Consider the following 18465-nt stretch of genomic DNA (forward strand, 5'->3'; position numbering starts at 1 on the left):
TCGCCCTTGTGGGAGCGAGCCTGCTCGCGAAGGCGTCCGTCGCTACAGCACAATATCCATGCCGTCGTAAGCCACCTCGATCCCCCGCCGTTCCAGCAGCGCCCGCTCGGCCGAGTCTTCATCGAGGATCGGGTTGGTGTTGTTGATGTGGATCAGCACCTTGCGCTGGCGGGGAAAACCTTGCAGCACTTCCAGCATGCCGCCGGGACCGCTCTGGGGCAGATGGCCCATGTCGCTGCCCAGGCTTTGACCGACCTCGCAGACACGCATCTCGTCATCGCGCCACAGGGTGCCGTCCAGCAACAGGCAATCGGCGCGCTGCATCCAGGCCAGCACTTGATCATCGACCTGGCCCAGGCCAGGTGCGTAAAACAGCGATGCGCCGCTGCGTTGGTCTTCAACGAACAACCCGATGGTGTCGCCCGGTTGCGGATCACCGCGATTGGGCGAATACGGCGGTGCGTTGCTGACCAGGGGAATCGCGTGAAACCGCAGGTGCGCGCAGGCGCCGATACTGAAGGGTTCGCGATCCAGCGCAATCGGTTGCCACCGCAACCCGCCATTCCAGTGCCTGAGCATGGTAAACAACGGGAAACCGCTGCTGAGATCCTGATGAACCCGCTCGGTGCACCACACCGCATGTGGGCAGCCTTCACGAAGGCTCAGCAGACCGGTGCAGTGATCGATCTGGCTGTCGAGCAACACCACGCCAGTGATGGCGCTGTCACGCAAGCGGCGGGCCGGTTGCAGCGGCGCAAAGCCCTCGAGTTGCGCGCGGATGTCCGGTGAAGCATTGCACAGCACCCAGTCCACCCCGTTGTCACTCAAGGCAATCGAGGACTGCGTGCGACGCCGGGACCGCAGGCTGCCATTGCGCACACCGGCGCACTGGCGACAGTTACAGTTCCACTGCGGAAAACCACCGCCAGCGGCGGAGCCGAGTACGCGGATGTGCATGGGCAATGCTCCAGAAGGCAGGCCCGGCCAACGCAACGGCTGGCCGGGTGGTCAATCAACGGTTGGCGAAATACATCGTCACTTCGAAGCCAATGCGCAGATCGGTAAACGCGGGTTTAGTCCACATGGGTCATTCCTCTTCTTGTGCCGGGCGATTCCGGTAGAGCCATTAATGCACGGGGCGCCGGGCGCCCGAATGCTACTTTCGAAGGAGGTTTGGGGGGGCTTTGGTAGGGGGTAAACGTATACATGAAACACACATAAACCCCTGTAGGAGCTGCCGCAGGCTGCGATCTTTTGATTGTGAATTCCAAGATCAAAAGATCGCAGCCTGCGGCAGCTCCTACAGGGGTTTATGTGCAGTCAGTGAGTTAGAAGAACCCGAGCGGATTGATGTCGTAGCTCACCAGCAGGTTTTTGGTCTGCTGGTAGTGGTCGAGCATCATCTTGTGGTTCTCCCGGCCGACGCCGGACTTCTTGTAGCCACCAAACGCCGCATGCGCCGGGTACAGGTGGTAGCAGTTGGTCCACACGCGCCCAGCCTTGATCGCCCGGCCCATGCGGTACGCGCGGTTGATGTCGCGGGTCCAGAGACCGGCACCGAGGCCGAACTCGCTGTCGTTGGCGATGGCCAGCGCTTCGGCTTCGTCCTTGAAGGTGGTGACACCCACCACCGGCCCGAAGATTTCTTCCTGGAACACGCGCATCTTGTTGTGGCCCTTGAGCAGCGTCGGCTGGATGTAATAGCCGCTGGACAGGTCACCCTCCAGGCGCTCGGCCGCGCCGCCAGTGAGCAGCTCGGCGCCCTCCTCCTGGGCGATGGTCAGGTACGAAAGGATCTTGTCGTATTGCTGTTCGGATGCCTGGGCGCCGACCATGGTCTCGGTGTCCAGCGGGTTGCCGCGCTTGATCTTGACGATCTTCTTCATGACTTCGGCCATGAACGGTTCGTAGATCGATTCCTGCACCAGTGCCCGGGACGGACAGGTGCAGACTTCGCCCTGGTTGAAGAACGCCAGTACCAGGCCTTCGGCGGCTTTTTCGATGAACGCGGGTTCAGCGTTCATGATGTCTTCGAAGAAGATATTCGGCGACTTGCCGCCCAGTTCGACGGTGCTCGGAATGATGTTCTCGGCGGCGCAATGCATGATGTGGGCGCCGACGGGGGTCGAGCCGGTGAAGGCGATCTTGGCGATACGCTTGCTGGTGGCCAGGGCCTCGCCGGCTTCGCGACCGAAGCCCTGGACGATGTTCAGTACACCCGCCGGCAGCAGGTCGGCAATCAATTCGGCGAAGACCATGATCGACAGCGGCGTTTGCTCTGCGGGCTTGAGCACGATGCAGTTGCCCGCGGCCAGCGCTGGCGCGAGTTTCCAGGCGGCCATCAGCAGCGGGAAGTTCCACGGAATGATCTGCCCGACCACGCCCAATGGCTCGTGGAAGTGATAGGCAGTGGTCAGCTCGTTGATCTCGGCGGCGCCGCCTTCCTGGGCGCGGATGCAGCCGGCGAAGTAACGGAAATGGTCGGCCGCCAGGGGTACGTCGGCGTTGAGGGTCTCGCGCACCGCCTTGCCGTTGTCCCAGGTTTCGGTGACGGCGAGGATCTCCAGGTTTTGCTCGATGCGGTCGGCGATTTTCAACAGCACCAGGGAGCGGTCCTGGGCCGAAGTCTTGCCCCAGGCATCGGCGGCGGCATGGGCGGCGTCCAGGGCCTTCTCGATATCGGCGGCGCTGGAGCGCGGGAATTCGGCGATCACTTCGCCGTTGACCGGCGAGGTGTTGGTGAAGTACTCGCCATTGACCGGCGCGACGAATTCGCCGCCGATGAAGTTGCCGTAGCGTGGCTTGAAAGTAACGACGGCGCCAGGTGTTCCGGGTTGGGCGTAGATCATGGTGGGCCTCTGTCTGGGTCGATGCCTGTCGTGTCGACAGGCGATGAACCGATACTAGAGAGCCCCGAGTGCCAGACGAATGCATCGTTGGCAGGAGGGACTCTCGTTATTTGGTCGTATATTTCACACCGCCCCCTCCCCCTGTAGGAGCGAGCATGCTCGCGATGAACCTGAGAACGCCGCGGGGCACCAGACACCCCACGTCATCGTTGACGACCATCGCGAGCAGGCTCGCTCCCACAGGGGTTATGTGGCGGATTCGGATCAGTGCTTGGCGACGAGGTCCTTGGGCAGCTTGAAGGTCCAGAGCATGCCGCCCTGGTTGAAGTCCTTCACCCGCTTGGCCACTTCGCCGCCCCACAGCGGCACGGCGCCGCCCCAGCCGGAGAGCACCGAGACGTACTGCTCGCCGTCCATTTCCCAGGTCACGGGCGAGCCGAGTACGCCGGAGCCGGTCTGGAATTCCCAGACCTTCTCGCCGGTCTTGGCGTTGAACGCCTGCAGGAAACCTTCCGGCGTGCCGGTGAATACCAGGTTGCCCTTGGTGGTCAGCACCCCGCCCCACAGCGGCGCGAAGTTCTTGTGCCGCCACACTTCCTTGCCGGTTTTCGGGTCGATCGCCCGCAGCACGCCGATATAGTCTTCATTCAATGGCTTGATGGTGAAGCCGGCACCGAGGAACGCCGCACCTTTCTTGTAGGCGATGCCTTCGTTCCAGATATCCATGCCCCATTCGTTGGACGGCACGTAGAACAACCCTGTGTCGCGGTTGTAGGCCATCGGCATCCAGTTTTTCGCGCCGAGGAATGCCGGCGCTACGAACACCGAGCTGCCCTTGGCTTCAGTGCCCGGTGCGCCAGGACGGCTGGCTTCGTTGTAGATCGGCCGGCCGTTTTTATCCAGGCCGGTGGCCCAGGTGATCTTGTCCACGAACGGGAAGCCACGGATGAATTTGCCATTGGTGCGATCGAGCACGTAGAAGAAACCGTTGCGGTCAGCGGTGGCCGCCGCCTTGATCTCCTTGCCGCCCTCGGTGTAGTTGAACGACACCAGTTCGTTGACGCCGTCATAGTCCCAACCGTCGTGGGGCGTGCTCTGGAAGTGCCACTTGATGGTGCCGTCGTCCGGGTTGAGCGCCAGGCGCGACGACGAGTACAGGTTGTCGCCAGGGCGCAGGTGCGAGTTCCACGGTGCCGGGTTGCCGGTGCCGAACAACAGCAGGTTGGTTTCCGGGTCGTAATAACCGCCCAGCCAAGGCGCCGCGCCACCGGTCTTCCACAGGTCTCCCGGCCAGGTCTTGCCCGCCTCGCCGCCGGAGATGCCGTTTTCCACGGCTTTGCCGTCCTTGTAGACGTAACCCATGTGGCCTTCGACCGTCGGCCGGGACCATAGCAAAGTACCGTTTTTCGGGTCGTAGGCTTCGATCTTGCCCACCACGCCGAATTCGCCACCAGCCACGCCGGTAATCAGCTTGCCGTTGATCACCAGTGGCGCGGCGCTGATCGAGTAGCCTTCCTTGTGGTCGGCGACTTTCTTGCTCCAGACCACCTTGCCGGTGTCCTTGTTCAGCGCCACGAGCTTGGCGTCGAGGGTGCCGAAGATCACCAGGTCGCCGTACAGCGCGACGCCACGGTTGATCACGTCGCAGCAGGGGCGAATGTCATCCGGCAGGCGCGCGTCGTATTGCCAGAGTTTCTTGCCGGTGCGTGCATCCACGGCGAATACCCGTGAATAGGAGCCGGTCATGTACATCACACCGTCCTTGACCATCGGTTGCGCTTGCTGACCGCGCTGCTTTTCCCCGCCGAAGGAGAAGGCCCACGCCGGTCGCAGCTCCTTGACGTTGTCGACATTGAGGATATCCAGCGGGCTGTAGCGCTGCCCCTGCACACCCAGGCCGTTGGTCACGACCTGCTCGGGGTTCTTGGGGTCCTGGAGAATGTCCTGGTCGGAAACCCCGGCCAATGCCTGACCGGACAACAGCATGGCACTGAGCAACAGGCTCAAGACGAAGGGCTGGCGACGTGCGGGTTGAGTCATGACGGCTTCCTCTGCAGTTTTTTGTTATTTCCGGGAAATTTTCCCGGTCTGGTGCAGATTCTTGGGCGCCGCCGCCCGGACAACAATTGCCCGCAATGTGGAGATTCCTAGTTCCTTGGTACAGGGTTGGGTGTTGAAATGATCATTCCCACGCTCCGCGTGGGAACGATCGAATCAGTTGCTGGCGGCGGAATCGACTCGCGTCATCTGCGCACGCTCGTATCGCGGGTACAAATGACTGACGCTGCGAATCAGCTCGTAGCGGCTCAGGCTGATCCCGGCGAACCGTTCGGGAATCGGGCTGCGGATCATCTCGCTCATGTCGCTACCATTGGCCGCACCGTCGCGCATCAATTGATCGAGCCAGCCCAGGTAATCGCGCATCTGTGCGAAGGGTTGCGGATCACTGGCCAGCGGGCCGTGACCGGGCACGATCAGTTTCCACGGCAAAGACTGCAGAGTCGCGATATCGGCCAGCCACACCGACAGCCCCGGACTGTTGGGCGTGGTCAGTGCCCGTTGATAAAACACCAGGTCGCCGGCAAACAGCACGCCGGTTCGCTGGTCGAGAATAGCCAGATCCGCACCCGTATGCCCACCCAGGCTCAGCAGGCGCAGATCGTGATTCCCAAAACTTTCCACACCAGGCGCCAGCGCCCGGTTCGGCAACACCACTTCGGTACCGCGCATCCAGTCGCCCACCAGCCGGTACATGTTCTCGGCCATGGCATCGCCCTGCTTTTGCAGTAACTCAGTGGTGCCGGCCAGGGCGCCGATCGGCACGTCGGTAAACGCCTGGTTGCCCAGCACATGATCAGGATGATGATGGGTCAACAGGACCTGGATCACCGGCTTGTCGGTGGTCGCCGCTATGGCCCGGCGCATGGCCTCGCCGTAACGCCTGGACGGCCCGGTATCGATCACCACCACGCCGCGCTCGGTAACGATGAATGCCGTGTTGACGATGTTGCCGCCATTGTCCTTGGCAAAATTATCGGTGCTGCCTTCCAGCAACCAGGTGTCTTCGGCGATTTGCCTGGGCTTGAGCGAATATTCGAGATCGGCCATGGCTGGCAGGCCCAGGCCGAGCAACAACAGCAGCATCCAGCGCATGACAGGCTCCTTGAATTCAGGGGATCGACGCATCGAATTGGTTGCCGCTGTTATCGCGTAGCAACAGGCGCGTCTGCCCTGCCCCTTCGATATCAAAGGCCAGGCTGGGGTTTTCGCTGACGGCGGGGAACAGTTCGAGACGGGCCAGCAGTTGATCGTGCTGATCGCGCAGCTCGGCATGTTCGAGGAAAAATTCCGGGATGCCACTGACCATCCCGTTGTCCATCGGATGCGCTACCTGCACGCGCACGCGGCTGAATTCACCACGAGGATAACGACCGCCGAGCACCTCACCGACATGCTCTTCCCAACCCGCCTCAGTGCGCACCATGCTTGGCGCGGTACAGCCGCCACCCGCGGCGTCGATCAGGGTCGACCCCACATGCCACACGCCGTCACGGGTCAGTACCGCCGCGCGCAAAGGCGTCGCCTGTTCGACGCGGATGCGGATCGACAGCCATGGCAGCACGCCACTGAGCGGCTGGAAATCGACGATTTTCGGCAAGGGGTTGAGTTCAGCCCAGGCGAGGATCCTGACCACTTCGCCCTTGAAGGCTCGGGCATCGATTTCCAGCGGCACTTGACGTGCGTCTTCGGCGAACGGTGGCGCCAGCAGCTTGACCCGCTCATCGAACACGAACGGCGCCTCACCGAGCATTTGCTTGTGATAGAAGGCCCACATCACCGACGGCACCGGGTCTTTGCCGGGATCGACAGCGCCCGCATGGGCCGCCAGGCTCAAACAGCAGGCCAACAGACAACTCCTTTGCCAATTCATCGCCTGCTCCTATTGGTACATTTCGGGCACGTCGTAGCGCAAGCCGTACTGGCCGTAGATGGTTTTCACCGAACCCTCGCGGATCAGGCTTTCCAGCGCCTCCTCCACGGCATAGGCCAGTTGCCGGTTGCTTTCGTGGACGGCCATGCCGATCTCCCAGAGTTGCTTGCCCATGTTCGGGTAAGCGTTTTCTGCCAGGGCCAATTGCGGGTCGGCGGCTTCGTGCACCTGCCAGTCGATTTCGCCACGCATGGCCATGACGGCGTCGACCTCACCGGCCTTCATCGCCGCAAACGCCTGAGGCACGCCCGGGTAGTGGCGGGTCTTGCCGGCGAGCATGCCATTGAACACCGAGGTCAGGTAGAACGAAGGCACGCTGTCGACTTCGACGCCGATCGGGTGCTGTTCAAACACCGCGACACTGGCGACCTTGTCCAGCCGGCGGCGGTCGTAAGCGACTTGCCATTGCTCGTTCTGGTAAGGGCCGAACATCACCACATGGCCGTTTTCCATCTCGCCGAATTCGTTGCGTTTCTGCGCGTAATCGCGGTCATAAGGCACCCGCATCATCAGGTCGGCCAGTTGCTGATTGTGCAGTGGGCTGGGACGCCAGATGTAATCGCGCAGGTCATCGTCGAGCTTTTCCCCGGCGGGCGCCCAGATCAGCGTCAAACGCACACCCAGGGCCTTGGCCAGCGCCTGGGCCAGTTCCACGTCCACGCCCCGGGGCTGGCCCGCGTCTTCAAAACTGTAGGGGGCGAAGTCCTTGTAGACCGCCACTTTCAGCTCACCGGCGGCGATCATTTCGTCATAGTTGCGAACCTGCGCCTGCACCGACTGGCAGCACAGCCACACAGCGCTGATCAACACCGCGAGCAGGCGCATGGGTCACTCCTCGACGTGGACGCTGTCCAGATAGGTACGCACCGCCCACAGGGCTTCCTGGCTCAGGTAATCAGCCATTTTCGGCATGTAGACCCGACCATCACGCACCGCGCCGTGGCGTACTCGTTCGACGAACCACTCATCACCGGCATCCGCGACATCGAGCATGCGCAAATCGGGGGCGATGCCACCGGACTTGGCTTCCAGGCCATGACAGGCCGCGCAGTTCTGGTTGTAGGCCGACGCGCCGATTTCCACCGCCTTATCATGTTCCGGGGAAGTACGGTAAGGGTTCACCGCTGCCCAGCCATCGGCATCGAGCGGTACGCCGGCATCCTTGATCGGTGTCAGGCCCTGGGTGGCGACGGCCTGCGGCACCACATTGCCGTGGGCCCAGACGGAACCCGCACTGATAAGACCGACCAGCAGCCCGGTCACGAGCAAGGCGTTGCGTTTTGTTGTCATTGTTATGCCCTCAGGATTGCACGCAAGACCTCTTGGCAGAGGCTATGGCAGCCATCTTAGAAACCCCGTGGCATGCACCCCATGCTGCTTTGGTGGTCGGCGCCTAATCCCTTGGTAGTAAGGCCTTGGAGGGACACCTAAATCAGGTGGCACATGGGAAGTTTTCCCGGCAACGGCGGGACATTTTCCGTATCCGCCGTCCGCCCCGGCGCCCCACCCTGTGCAGGTCAAAACCTCCACTGGGAACTGCAACCATGACAATAAGATCGCTACCCGCCCTTTCCCCCTTGACCGTCGCCGTACACGCTTTTTTGCTGGTCGGCAGCCTGTCCCTGAGCCCTGCCGGATTCGCCGAGACCGCACCGGCCAGCGCCACCCGTAACGTGAGTTGGGAAGATATTGCCAACGATCACCTGACCACCAAGGACGTGCTGCAGTACGGGATGGGCACTAACGCCCAGCGCTGGAGCCCACTGGCCCAGGTCAACGACAAGAACGTGTTCAAGCTGACTCCGGCCTGGTCTTACTCCTTCGGCGACGAGAAACAGCGCGGCCAGGAATCCCAGGCGATCGTCAGCGACGGCGTGGTCTACGTCACCGGCTCGTATTCGCGGGTATTCGCCCTCGATGCCAAGACCGGCAAGCGCCTGTGGACCTACAACCATCGCCTGCCGGACAACATTCGGCCGTGCTGCGACGTGGTCAACCGCGGCGCGGCGATCTATGGCGACAAAATCTACTTCGGCACCCTAGATGCTCGGCTGATCGCCCTGGACAAGAACACCGGCAAAGTCGTGTGGAACAAGAAGTTCGGCGACCACGCCGCGGGCTACACCATGACCGGCGCGCCGGTGCTGATCAAGGACAAGACCAGCGGCAAGGTGCTGCTGATCCATGGCAGTTCCGGTGACGAGTTCGGCGTGGTCGGCCAGCTCTTCGCCCGGGATCCGGACACCGGCGAGGAAGTCTGGATGCGGCCTTTCGTCGAAGGCCATATGGGCCGCTTGAACGGCAAGGACAGCACCCCCACCGGCGACGTCAAGGCGCCGTCGTGGCCGAACGATCCGACCACCGAAACCGGCAAGGTCGAAGCCTGGAGCCATGGTGGCGGCGCACCTTGGCAGAGCGCCAGTTTCGATGCCGAAACCAACACCATCATCGTCGGCGCCGGTAATCCAGGCCCGTGGAACACTTGGGCGCGTACCTCAAAGGACGGCAACCCACACGATTACGACAGCCTCTACACCTCTGGCCAGGTCGGCGTCGACCCGAGCACCGGCGAAGTGAAATGGTTCTACCAGCACACGCCGAACGATGCCTGGGACTTCTCCGGCAACAACGAATTGGTGCTGTTCGACTACAAGGACAAGGACGGCAAAACGGTCAAGGCCACCGGCCACGCCGACCGCAACGGCTTCTTCTATGTGGTCGACCGAAACAACGGCAAATTGCAGAACGCCTTCCCCTTCGTCGACAACATCACCTGGGCCAGCCACATCGATCTCAAGACCGGCCGCCCGGTGGAAAACGAAGGCCAGCGTCCGGCCAAGCCGTTGCCGGGGGAAACCAAGGGCAAGCCCGTGGAAGTCTCGCCGCCGTTCCTCGGTGGCAAGAACTGGAACCCCATGGCCTACAGCCAGGACACCGGGCTGTTCTATATCCCGGGCAACCAGTGGAAAGAGGAATACTGGACCGAAGAGGTCAACTACAAGAAAGGCTCGGCCTATTTGGGCATGGGTTTCCGCATCAAGCGCATGTACGACGATCACGTCGGGACGTTGCGGGCGATGAACCCGACCACCGGCAAAGTGGTCTGGGAGCACAAGGAACACCTGCCGCTGTGGGCCGGCGTGCTGGCGACCAAGGGCAACCTGGTGTTCACCGGTACCGGCGACGGGTTCTTCAAGGCCTTCGATGCCAAGACCGGTAAGGAACTGTGGAAATTCCAGACCGGCAGCGGCATCGTTTCCCCACCGATCACCTGGGAGCAGGACGGCGAGCAGTACATCGGCGTGACCGTGGGCTACGGCGGCGCGGTGCCGTTGTGGGGCGGCGACATGGCGGAGCTGACCAAGCCGGTGGCTCAAGGCGGATCGTTCTGGGTGTTCAAGATTCCGAGCTGGGATAACCAGACCGCGCAAAAATAACACCCCAACACCTGATCGTTCCCACGCTCTGCGTGGGAATGCAGCCCCGGACGCTCTGCGTCCGTTCGGCAATCTCACTCCCAAGAGAACCCTGCCATGAAATACCTGCCGCTGTTTCTTCTACTGACCCTGCAACTGGTCCACGCCGACGACGGCGGCGACACCCCACTGATCATCAACGGCTGCACCATCGCCGAACACAGCCAATGCCCCGGCGCCAAACTCAAGGGCGCCAACCTGCGTAACCAGGACCTGCGCAACATGAACCTGAGCGGTGCCGACCTGCGCGAGGCCGACCTGCGCCACGCCCGCCTCGACCTGGCCAATCTGGAACAGGCCCGGCTACAGGGCGCCAACCTGACCCGCTCCAGCCTGCAACAAAGCAATGTGCGCCTGGCTGATTTCACCGGCGCCACGCTGGTGGCAATCCAGGGCTGGGGGCTGTTCGCCCAGGGCGCGCAATTCGAGAACGCCGACCTCAGCGCCGCCGACCTGCAATTCGCGCGGCTGTCCGGGGCCAGGTTGCACAACGCCAACCTGGGCGCCGCCGATCTGGAGATGACCTGGCTGAGCAAGGCCGATCTCAAGGGCGCCAACCTCAGCGACGCCAACCTGCAAGAGGCCAAGTTGGGCGAAAGCAACCTGGAAAACGCCAACCTCGGCGGCTCGCGCCAGCATTATGCGAATTTCCAGGATGCGAACATGGAGGGCTGCACGGGGTGCCCGACGACATGGGACAGGTGACCGGGTACCGATCGTTCCCACGCTCTGCGTGGGAACGCCTCTTGTGACGCTCTGCGTCACGCTTTTGGGGACGCGGAGCGTCCCGGGCTGCATTCCCACGCAGAGCGTGGGAACGATCATCAATCCCGCGTCAGCCCGCCTTGCGCACCACCCCCATATCAATCCCCAGATGCACCAGCTCGGCATGGGAGCTCACCTGCAACTTGCTCTTGAGCAACGTCAGGTGATTGGAAACGGTCTTGCTGCTGATGCTCAACTGCTCGGCGATCTGCCGCGTGGGGGTGCCTTTGGCGAGCATCACGAAAATCTCCAGCTCGCGCTGGGTCATGCTCTGCAAGCGCGGGTCGCTGGCGTCCTGCTGGCGATGGCAGGCCAGTTGAGTGGCCAGCGGTTGTTCGATGTAGGCATGGCCTGCGAGCACGCGCCGCACCGCCTCGATCAACACTTCTGGCGCCGAGCTCTTGGTCAAATATCCCGATGCCCCTGCCTCCAGTGCCTGACGCACCAGCGGCAGTTCATCGTGCATGCTGAAAAACAGCACCCGCAATTGTGGCAGGCGTTGCCGCAGCCGCCGAGTGGTTTCCAGGCCACTGATACCCGGCAGGCCGAAATCCATGATCACCAGGTGCGGCACGCTGTCCTGAACCCGCAGCAACGCCTCCTCGCCCGTTGCCGCCTCGCGAACTTCCATCGCCGGCATCAGGGCTCGCAACAAGCTGGCGTAGCCCTGGCGGACTACCGCATGGTCATCGACCAGCAGAATACTCATGAAACCTCCAAAGGCACGCTCAAGGTTAGCGCCCAACCGGCGCCGGGCTGGCTGATGATGCGCAACTCAGCGCCCAGGCTGCAGGCGCGTTCGCGCATCGAATACAGCCCGACACCGGGGCGCTGTGGTTGCTCCGCACCGCGACCATTATCGCGCACCAGCAGGCGCAAGCGTGCGCCGTGATGTTGCAGGCGCACCCGCACCTGACTGGCGTCGGCATGCCGGGTGATGTTGGTCAGGGCTTCTTGCAGCAATCGGTACAGATGGGTTTTGTCCGGCCCCGACAGCGCCGGTAACTGCGCACTGAGCCGCAGCCGACAATCAATACCCTGCCGGCCTTGCCATTGCTCCACCAGCAACGTGATGGCTTCGGCCAACGGCAAGTGTTGCAGGACCACCGGATAGAGGTTGTGCACCAGGGCCCGAAAGCCTTGTTGAAGGTGTTCGCAGTTGTGCTCCAGTTCGCGCATCGTGCGCTCGACGGTCTGCGGTTGATCGGCCGCCAGGCGCAACAGGCACGCCTGCGCACGGATCCCGGCCAGGTACTGGCCGAGATCGTCGTGCAGGGTCTGGGCCAGCTGGGTACGTTCCTGTTCCTGCACCGCCAGCAAGGCCTGGGTCAGCCGGGCATTATCGCTACCAGCCTGTTCCAGCGCGACGGTCATGCGGTTGAAATGCGTCGCCAGTTGCCGCGCCTCCGGCCCCCCTTCTGGACGCAGGCGCACTGTGAGCTGTCCGGCACACACCTGCTGGAACGCCCGCAGCAGCTCATCGAGCAGACCCATGCCACGACGCACCGCCCAGCGGATGGTCAGCAGACTGACCACCAGGGCCATCGCACACAGGCTGAGCAGTTGTTGCACGGAGTCCCAGACTTCGTCGATTTCATCCCGTGGATCAAGCGCAATCTGCACCCGTCGGCCATCCGCCAGAGCGAGGATTCTGGCGCCATGACGCACTTCGGCGAACAGCAGGCGGCCCAGCCAGGCATCGAGCCCACTTTGCACGGCTAGCGGTGGCTGTTCCTCCGGCCCCAGCCAGCGTACGCGGACGTGGCGCAGGCCTTGGGTCAGCCGCGGTTGCAGGCTGATCGGGTCACGTTCGGCGGTTTCGCTCAGGTACTCGACCACCGCTTCGGCCGATTGCAGCTCACGTTCCACGTCCTGCAGCGCTTGATGCACCAACAACGTCATGCAAGCCAGGGTCACCAGCGCAAAAAAACCGCAGACCCACAGATTGATCCGCCACAGGGCTGACATGCCTAGCGCCCCGGTGTCGCGGGCATGACCTGCAACGCCACGGGACGCGAGCCGTGGAGCCGGTCGACGCCGATCAGGGTCAGGATCAGCAAAAACGGCAGGAGCAGTGCCTTGACGATACGCATGGTCAATCCCCTCCAGAGCAGTGGCCGTTGTTGATCATGCTAAAACCGCGCCGCCCGGCGCGGGCTACTACCTTGGTACTGGCTGCTTGGTACTTTCTGCATATTTCCCCGGCGGCATGGGCTTCCTATGCTGGCGCTACCTGTAATGGAGTGCCCTATGCGCCAGCTTGCCCCTTACGCCCTGATCTACCTGCTGGCGATTGCCTGCGCCGCCGGGCTGGTCACCCAAAGCCAGGCGGCGGACGCGCCGTTGCAGGTACGGATCGGCTACCTGGGCTATCGCCCGGACCCTGGCCCGCTGCTGTCGAACGTCATCCCCGAACCCAGCGACGCCGGGTTGCGCGGCGCCGAACTGGCGATCACCGACAGCAACAGCACCGGGCGTTTTCTCAATCACGCCTACAGCCTGGTCAGCGCCAGTGTCGACAGTCCCGAAGCCTTGCTCAGCGCCGCAAAAAACCAGCACGACCAAGGCCTGCGCCTGTTCGTGGTGAACGCACCTGCCAGCAGCCTGCGCCAACTTAGTGCAGCGCTGCCCGATAGCCTTCTGTTCAATGCCGGCAGCCCCGACGACAGCCTGCGCAGCACCGATTGCTTGCCCAACGTGCTACACAGCCTGCCGAGCCGGGCGATGCTCGCCGACGCGTTGGCGCAATTTCTGGTAGTGCGCAAATGGCAGCGGGCGCTGCTGATCGTTGGCCCGACCGGCGACGATCAAGCCTATGCCGCGGCCCTGCGCCGCGCGGCCAAGCGCTTTGGCTTGCAACTGGTGGCGGAAAAACCCTGGAGCTTCGATAACGATCAACGGCGCAGCGCCCAGGCCGACATGCCGCTGTTCACCCAGACCGCCGAATACGACGTGGTGCTGGTGGCCGATGAGCGCGGTGATTTCGGTGAGTACGTGCCGTACCAGACCTGGTACCCGCGGCCGGTTGCCGGTACCCAGGGCCTGACCCCGGTGGGTTGGCACAAGACCGTGGAAACCTATGGCGCCGCACAACTACAGAAACGCTTCGAAGCCTTGGCCGGGCGCTGGATGAATGACCGTGACTTTGCGGCCTGGATCGCCGTGCGCAGCATCGCCAGCGCCGTCAGCAAGTCGCGGCAAACCGAGCCGATGGCCATCCGCGACCTGGAAATCAGCGATCAATTGCCGCTGGACGGTTTCAAGGGACGCAAGCTCAGTTACCGCCCGTGGAACGGCCAACTGCGCCAACCGATTCCGATCGTGCAGCCGCGGGCCCTGGTCAGCACCTCACCCCAGGACGGCTTCCTGCACCCCTTCAACGAGATGGACAGCCTGGGTTACGACAAGCCCGAGGTCAGTTGCCGCTTTCCCTGAATACAACAACTACAACAAGGAAACTGCCATGCGCCGCACTCTGATTTCCTGCGCCCTGCTGCTCGCCACGGGCCATGCCGCCGCCAGCACCGCCTGGGTCTCCAATGAAAAGGACAACAGCCTGAGCCTGATCGACATGCAGACCCTGCAAGTCACCGACACCCTCGCTGTCGGCCAGCGCCCCCGTGGCCTGTTGCTGTCCCATGACAACAAGTTGCTGTACATCTGCGCCAGCGACTCGGACCGGGTCCAGGTGATGGACGTGGCCACCCGCAAGATCATCAAGGAACTGCCCTCGGGTAAAGACCCCGAGCAATTCGCCCTGCACCCTAACAATCGCTGGCTGTACGTCTCCAACGAAGACGATGCGCTGGTCACGGTGATCGACACCGAGACGTCCAAGGTCCTCGGGCAGATCAACGTCGGTGTCGAGCCTGAAGGCATGGCCGTCAGCCCTGACGGCAAGTGGGCGGTCAACACCAGCGAAACCACCAACATGCTGCACTGGATCGACACCAGCACCCAGACCCTGGCCGACAGCACGCTGGTGGATCAAAGGCCGCGCTTCGTCGAATTCAACAACGACGGTTCGCAGCTCTGGGCCTCGGCGGAGATCGGTGGCACGGTGACGATTCTCGACGTCGCCCACCGCAACATCCTCAAGACCCTGAACTTCCAGATCAAGGGCGTGCACCCGGACAAAGTGCAGCCGGTGGGCATCAAGCTCAGCGCCGACGGCAAGTACGCCTTCGTTGCCCTGGGCCCGGCCAACCACGTGGCGGTCGTCGACGCCAAGACTTTCGAGATCCTCGATTACCTGCTGGTGGGCCGACGTGTCTGGCAACTGGCTTTCACCCCCGATCAAAAGCAGTTGCTCGCCACCAATGGCGTCAGCGGCGATGTCTCGGTGATCGATGTCGACAACCTCAAGGTCAGCAAATCGGTGAAGGTCGGACGTTATCCCTGGGGCGTGGTGGTGACCCCATGAACGCCCTGGAAGTCAGCGACCTGAGTTTTGCCTACGGGCCTCGGGAGGCCTTGCGCCAGGTGAATTTCAGCCTCGCACCCGGGCGTTTCGCCGCGCTGCTGGGGCCTAACGGCGCCGGCAAATCAACCCTGATCGCTTTGCTCACCCGCCTCTATGACCTGCAGCACGGCGATATCCGGGTCGGCGGCTGTTCATTGCGCAGCGCCCCGCGTCCGGCGCTGAAACAGCTGGGTGTGGTGTTCCAGCAAAGCACCCTGGACCTGGACCTGAGCGTCGAGCAGAACCTGCGTTTTCACGCCGCGCTGCATGGCTTGTCCCGCCGCGAGACCGGCTTGCGGGTCGATGCGGAACTGGCTCGCCAGGCCCTGGACGAGCGCCGTGGCGAACGGGTGCGCGAACTCAATGGCGGCCATCGCCGCCGGGTGGAAATCGCCCGCGCGCTGTTGCATGAACCGCGTCTGTTGCTGCTCGACGAAGCCAGCGTCGGCCTCGATCCGGCCAGTCGCCTGGCGCTCAACCTGCACATTCGCACGCTGTGCCACGAGCAGCACATCAGCGTGCTCTGGACCACTCATCTGCTCGACGAAGTGCAGCCCGGCGATGACTTGTTGATCCTTCACCAGGGCCGCCTGGTAGCCAGCGGACAGGCCGACGCACTGAGCCTGGAATACGGTGGCGACCTGGGCTCGGCCTTCACTCGCCTGACCACTCCAGGAGCTGCCCAATGAACGCCTACTGGCAATGCTTGCGCGGTATCGTCCTGCGCGAGTGGCTGCGCTTCGTACTGCAACGCACGCGGTTTCTCAGCGCCCTGGTGCGGCCGTTGCTGTGGTTATTGGTGTTCGCCGCGGGGTTTCGCGCGGCACTGGGAATCGCCATCATCGAACCCTACGACACCTACATTCCGTATGAGGTCTACATCATCCCGGGACTGGCCTGCATGATCCTGCTGTTCAACGGCATGCAAGGGTCACTGTCGATGGTCTATGACCGCGAGATGGGCAGCATGCGCGTACTGCTTACCAGCCCCCTGCCCCGAACCTTCCTGCTGTGCAGCAAGCTGCTGGCCACCTCGCTGATCTCGCTGCTGCAGGTCTATGCCTTCCTGGCGATCGCCTGGCTCTACGGCGTGCGACCGCCAGCCATGGGTTTGCTGGTTGCCCTGCCGGCGCTGTTGCTGGTGGCGTTGATGCTCAGCGCACTGGGCCTGTTGCTGTCGAACGCGATCCGCCAGTTGGAGAACTTCGCCGGGGTAATGAACTTCGTGATCTTCCCGCTGTTTTTCCTGTCTTCGGCGCTGTATCCGCTGTGGAAAATGCGCGAAGCCAGCGAGTGGTTGTACTGGCTATGCGCGGTGAACCCGTTCAGCCATGCGGTGGAACTGGTGCGCTTTGCCTTGTACGAACGATTCAATCCGCTGGCGCTGGCGGTGTGCGTAGGGTTGACCCTGCTGTTCGCCCTGCTCGCCGTGCTCACCTTCAACCCACAACACGCGGCCCTGCGCAAATCCAGCTGACACTCCCTGATCATCCCCTCGCCACAGAAAACTTACTACTTTAGTACTGGTTTTACCTGTCTATCGTCGCATTCCCAACGCAGCGCGACTGGCATGTAATGGGTTCATAACTATAAGGACCTACCCCATGCCGCGTGCCCGACGTCACCTGTTGCGTCCCACACTCGCTGCGTTGTCGCTGAGCCTGTGGCTGGGCGGTGTACACGCCCAAACCCCGCTGTTTTCCCATGACGGCTATCGCATCGACCTGTACCGCAGCCCTACGCCGGACGTGATGCAGGACGCGACCATCATCGATACACCCATCCTGCAAAATCTGCTTGAACAGGACCCGCGCCCGGTGCTGATCGACGTCTACCGCCGCCAATGGCTGCAAGGCCGCTTCATCGAAGACCAACTCCACGAAAACCTGCCCGGCAGCCATTGGCTGGCCAACACGGGCGACGGTGAGCTGACGCCGCAGTGGCAGGCGTATTTCGCTGACAACCTGAAAAAACTGACGGCCGGCAACCCGACGCAACCGCTGGTCTTCTACTGCCGCTCCGATTGCTGGTTGAGCTGGAATGCGGTCAAACGCGCGGCCAGCCTGGGCTATAAATCACTGTATTGGTATCGCGATGGCCTCGACGCCTGGCAGGCTGCCAGGCTACCGGTCACGCCAGCCCAGCCCGAACCCTTTCCCTGAGCTTTACGCGTGCGTGTTGTTGCCACACCATAATCAAAATAATGAGGTGAAAGGCCATGTACAAAATTCTGATTGCCGACGATCACCCGCTGTTTCGCGAAGCCATACACAACGTCATCAGCGATGGCTTTGCCGGTAGCGAGGTGATGGAGACCGCCGACCTCGACAGTGCCCTCGCGCTGACCCAGGAACACGATGACCTGGACCTTATCCTGCTCGACCTGAACATGCCCGGCATGCACGGGCTCAATGGCCTGATCAACCTGCGCAACGAAGCGCCAACCATTCCCGTGGTCATCGTCTCCGCCGAGCAGGACAAACAGATCGTCCTGCAAGCCATCACTTACGGCGCGGTGGGTTTCATCACCAAATCCTCGCCCCGTGCGCAGATGACCGAAGCGATCCAGCAGATCCTCAACGGCAATGTCTACCTGCCGCCGGACATCATCCGCACCGCAAAAAGCAGCACGCACCGGCGGATGAACGATGCCCCGAGCTTCCCGCCGGAACTGCTCCAGGCCCTGACCCGCAAGCAACTGCAGGTCCTGGAGCGCATGACCAAGGGCGAATCGAACAAACAGATCGCCTATACCCTGGAAATCGCCGAAACCACGGTGAAGGCCCACGTCTCGGCGATCCTGCGCAAGCTCAACGTGCACAACCGCGTGCAGGCGATCCTGAGTGCCGGGGATATCGATTTCGGATCTTATCTGCGCCGGTGACCTGATCGTTCCCACGCTCTGCGTGGGAACGCCTCAAC

The 18465-nt window shown here is 62.5% G+C and carries 19 protein-coding genes; 8 read left to right on the plus strand and 11 right to left on the minus strand.

Features of this window, described 5'->3' with window-relative positions; all coding sequences use genetic code 11:
- Positions 1-42: 42 nt before the first annotated feature.
- The 8 genes from pqqB to pedF all read right to left on the minus strand — a co-directional run bounded on the left by pqqB (position 43) and on the right by pedF (position 8130).
- Positions 43-957, minus strand: a complete 915-nt coding sequence (gene pqqB / locus PSUM_RS09205) for a pyrroloquinoline quinone biosynthesis protein PqqB (protein ID WP_033041442.1) — start codon at positions 955-957, stop codon at positions 43-45.
- A 55-nt stretch (positions 958-1012) separates the two neighbouring features.
- Positions 1013-1084: a pyrroloquinoline quinone precursor peptide PqqA gene (gene pqqA, locus PSUM_RS09210; protein ID WP_003253598.1), complete on the minus strand. Its 72-nt coding sequence runs from the start codon at positions 1082-1084 to the stop codon at positions 1013-1015.
- 244 nt (positions 1085-1328) lie between these two features.
- Positions 1329-2849: an acetaldehyde dehydrogenase ExaC gene (exaC, locus tag PSUM_RS09215; protein ID WP_033044683.1), complete on the minus strand. Its 1521-nt coding sequence runs from the start codon at positions 2847-2849 to the stop codon at positions 1329-1331.
- A gap of 264 nt (positions 2850-3113) precedes the next feature.
- Positions 3114-4889: a PQQ-dependent methanol/ethanol family dehydrogenase gene (locus PSUM_RS09220; protein WP_083349395.1), complete on the minus strand. Its 1776-nt coding sequence runs from the start codon at positions 4887-4889 to the stop codon at positions 3114-3116.
- Between the two features lie 174 nt (positions 4890-5063).
- Positions 5064-6002: a quinoprotein relay system zinc metallohydrolase 1 gene (locus PSUM_RS09225; RefSeq protein ID WP_033044232.1), complete on the minus strand. Its 939-nt coding sequence runs from the start codon at positions 6000-6002 to the stop codon at positions 5064-5066.
- Positions 6003-6018: 16 nt separating this feature from the next.
- Positions 6019-6780 carry a quinoprotein dehydrogenase-associated SoxYZ-like carrier gene (locus PSUM_RS09230; RefSeq protein WP_083349396.1) on the minus strand — a complete coding sequence of 254 codons (762 nt, stop codon included), beginning with the start codon at positions 6778-6780 and terminating at the stop codon, positions 6019-6021.
- A 9-nt stretch (positions 6781-6789) separates the two neighbouring features.
- Complete coding sequence (locus tag PSUM_RS09235) at positions 6790-7665, minus strand: substrate-binding periplasmic protein (protein WP_020800572.1); 876 nt, start codon at positions 7663-7665, stop codon at positions 6790-6792.
- 3 nt (positions 7666-7668) lie between these two features.
- The gene (pedF, locus tag PSUM_RS09240; protein WP_020800571.1) at positions 7669-8130 is read right to left on the minus strand and encodes a cytochrome c-550 PedF; all 462 of its coding nucleotides are present in this window, start codon (positions 8128-8130) and stop codon (positions 7669-7671) included.
- A gap of 254 nt (positions 8131-8384) precedes the next feature.
- On the opposite strand from pedF, the gene exaA reads away from it, so the two are divergent.
- Positions 8385-10277: a quinoprotein ethanol dehydrogenase gene (gene exaA, locus PSUM_RS09245; protein ID WP_083349397.1), complete on the plus strand. Its 1893-nt coding sequence runs from the start codon at positions 8385-8387 to the stop codon at positions 10275-10277.
- 96 nt (positions 10278-10373) lie between these two features.
- Entirely contained in the window at positions 10374-11021 is a 648-nt protein-coding gene (locus PSUM_RS09250) for a pentapeptide repeat-containing protein (protein WP_083349398.1), read from the plus strand.
- 130 nt (positions 11022-11151) lie between these two features.
- Here the strand turns inward: PSUM_RS09250 and PSUM_RS09255 are convergent, their stop codons facing one another.
- The 3 genes from PSUM_RS09255 to PSUM_RS32350 are packed head-to-tail and all read right to left on the minus strand — an operon-like array spanning position 11152 to position 13174.
- Positions 11152-11790 (minus strand): response regulator, encoded by a 639-nt coding sequence (locus PSUM_RS09255; RefSeq protein WP_033044193.1) that lies wholly within the window; start codon positions 11788-11790, stop codon positions 11152-11154.
- Positions 11787-13049: a sensor histidine kinase gene (locus PSUM_RS09260; protein WP_083349399.1), complete on the minus strand. Its 1263-nt coding sequence runs from the start codon at positions 13047-13049 to the stop codon at positions 11787-11789. The genes PSUM_RS09255 and PSUM_RS09260 overlap by 4 nt, the downstream gene beginning before the upstream one ends.
- 2 nt (positions 13050-13051) lie before the next feature.
- Positions 13052-13174: a hypothetical protein gene (locus PSUM_RS32350; protein ID WP_020800566.1), complete on the minus strand. Its 123-nt coding sequence runs from the start codon at positions 13172-13174 to the stop codon at positions 13052-13054.
- Between the two features lie 157 nt (positions 13175-13331).
- On the opposite strand from PSUM_RS32350, the gene PSUM_RS09265 reads away from it, so the two are divergent.
- The 6 genes from PSUM_RS09265 to PSUM_RS09290 all read left to right on the plus strand — a co-directional run bounded on the left by PSUM_RS09265 (position 13332) and on the right by PSUM_RS09290 (position 18427).
- Positions 13332-14516 carry an ABC transporter substrate-binding protein gene (locus PSUM_RS09265; protein WP_083349400.1) on the plus strand — a complete coding sequence of 395 codons (1185 nt, stop codon included), beginning with the start codon at positions 13332-13334 and terminating at the stop codon, positions 14514-14516.
- A gap of 28 nt (positions 14517-14544) precedes the next feature.
- Entirely contained in the window at positions 14545-15504 is a 960-nt protein-coding gene (locus tag PSUM_RS09270; protein WP_020800564.1) for a YVTN family beta-propeller repeat protein, read from the plus strand.
- Positions 15501-16232 carry an ABC transporter ATP-binding protein gene (locus PSUM_RS09275; protein ID WP_083349401.1) on the plus strand — a complete coding sequence of 244 codons (732 nt, stop codon included), beginning with the start codon at positions 15501-15503 and terminating at the stop codon, positions 16230-16232. The genes PSUM_RS09270 and PSUM_RS09275 overlap by 4 nt, the downstream gene beginning before the upstream one ends.
- Positions 16229-17020: an ABC transporter permease gene (locus PSUM_RS09280; RefSeq protein WP_020800562.1), complete on the plus strand. Its 792-nt coding sequence runs from the start codon at positions 16229-16231 to the stop codon at positions 17018-17020. The genes PSUM_RS09275 and PSUM_RS09280 overlap by 4 nt, the downstream gene beginning before the upstream one ends.
- A gap of 127 nt (positions 17021-17147) precedes the next feature.
- Positions 17148-17705 carry a PQQ-dependent catabolism-associated CXXCW motif protein gene (locus PSUM_RS09285; RefSeq protein ID WP_033044204.1) on the plus strand — a complete coding sequence of 186 codons (558 nt, stop codon included), beginning with the start codon at positions 17148-17150 and terminating at the stop codon, positions 17703-17705.
- A 56-nt stretch (positions 17706-17761) separates the two neighbouring features.
- On the plus strand, positions 17762-18427 hold the full coding sequence (locus tag PSUM_RS09290; RefSeq protein WP_008056546.1) for a response regulator transcription factor: 666 nt from the start codon (positions 17762-17764) through the stop codon (positions 18425-18427).
- Positions 18428-18465 lie beyond the last annotated feature (38 nt).

This window comes from Pseudomonas umsongensis, from assembly GCF_002236105.1.
Taxonomy (GTDB): domain Bacteria; phylum Pseudomonadota; class Gammaproteobacteria; order Pseudomonadales; family Pseudomonadaceae; genus Aquipseudomonas; species Aquipseudomonas umsongensis.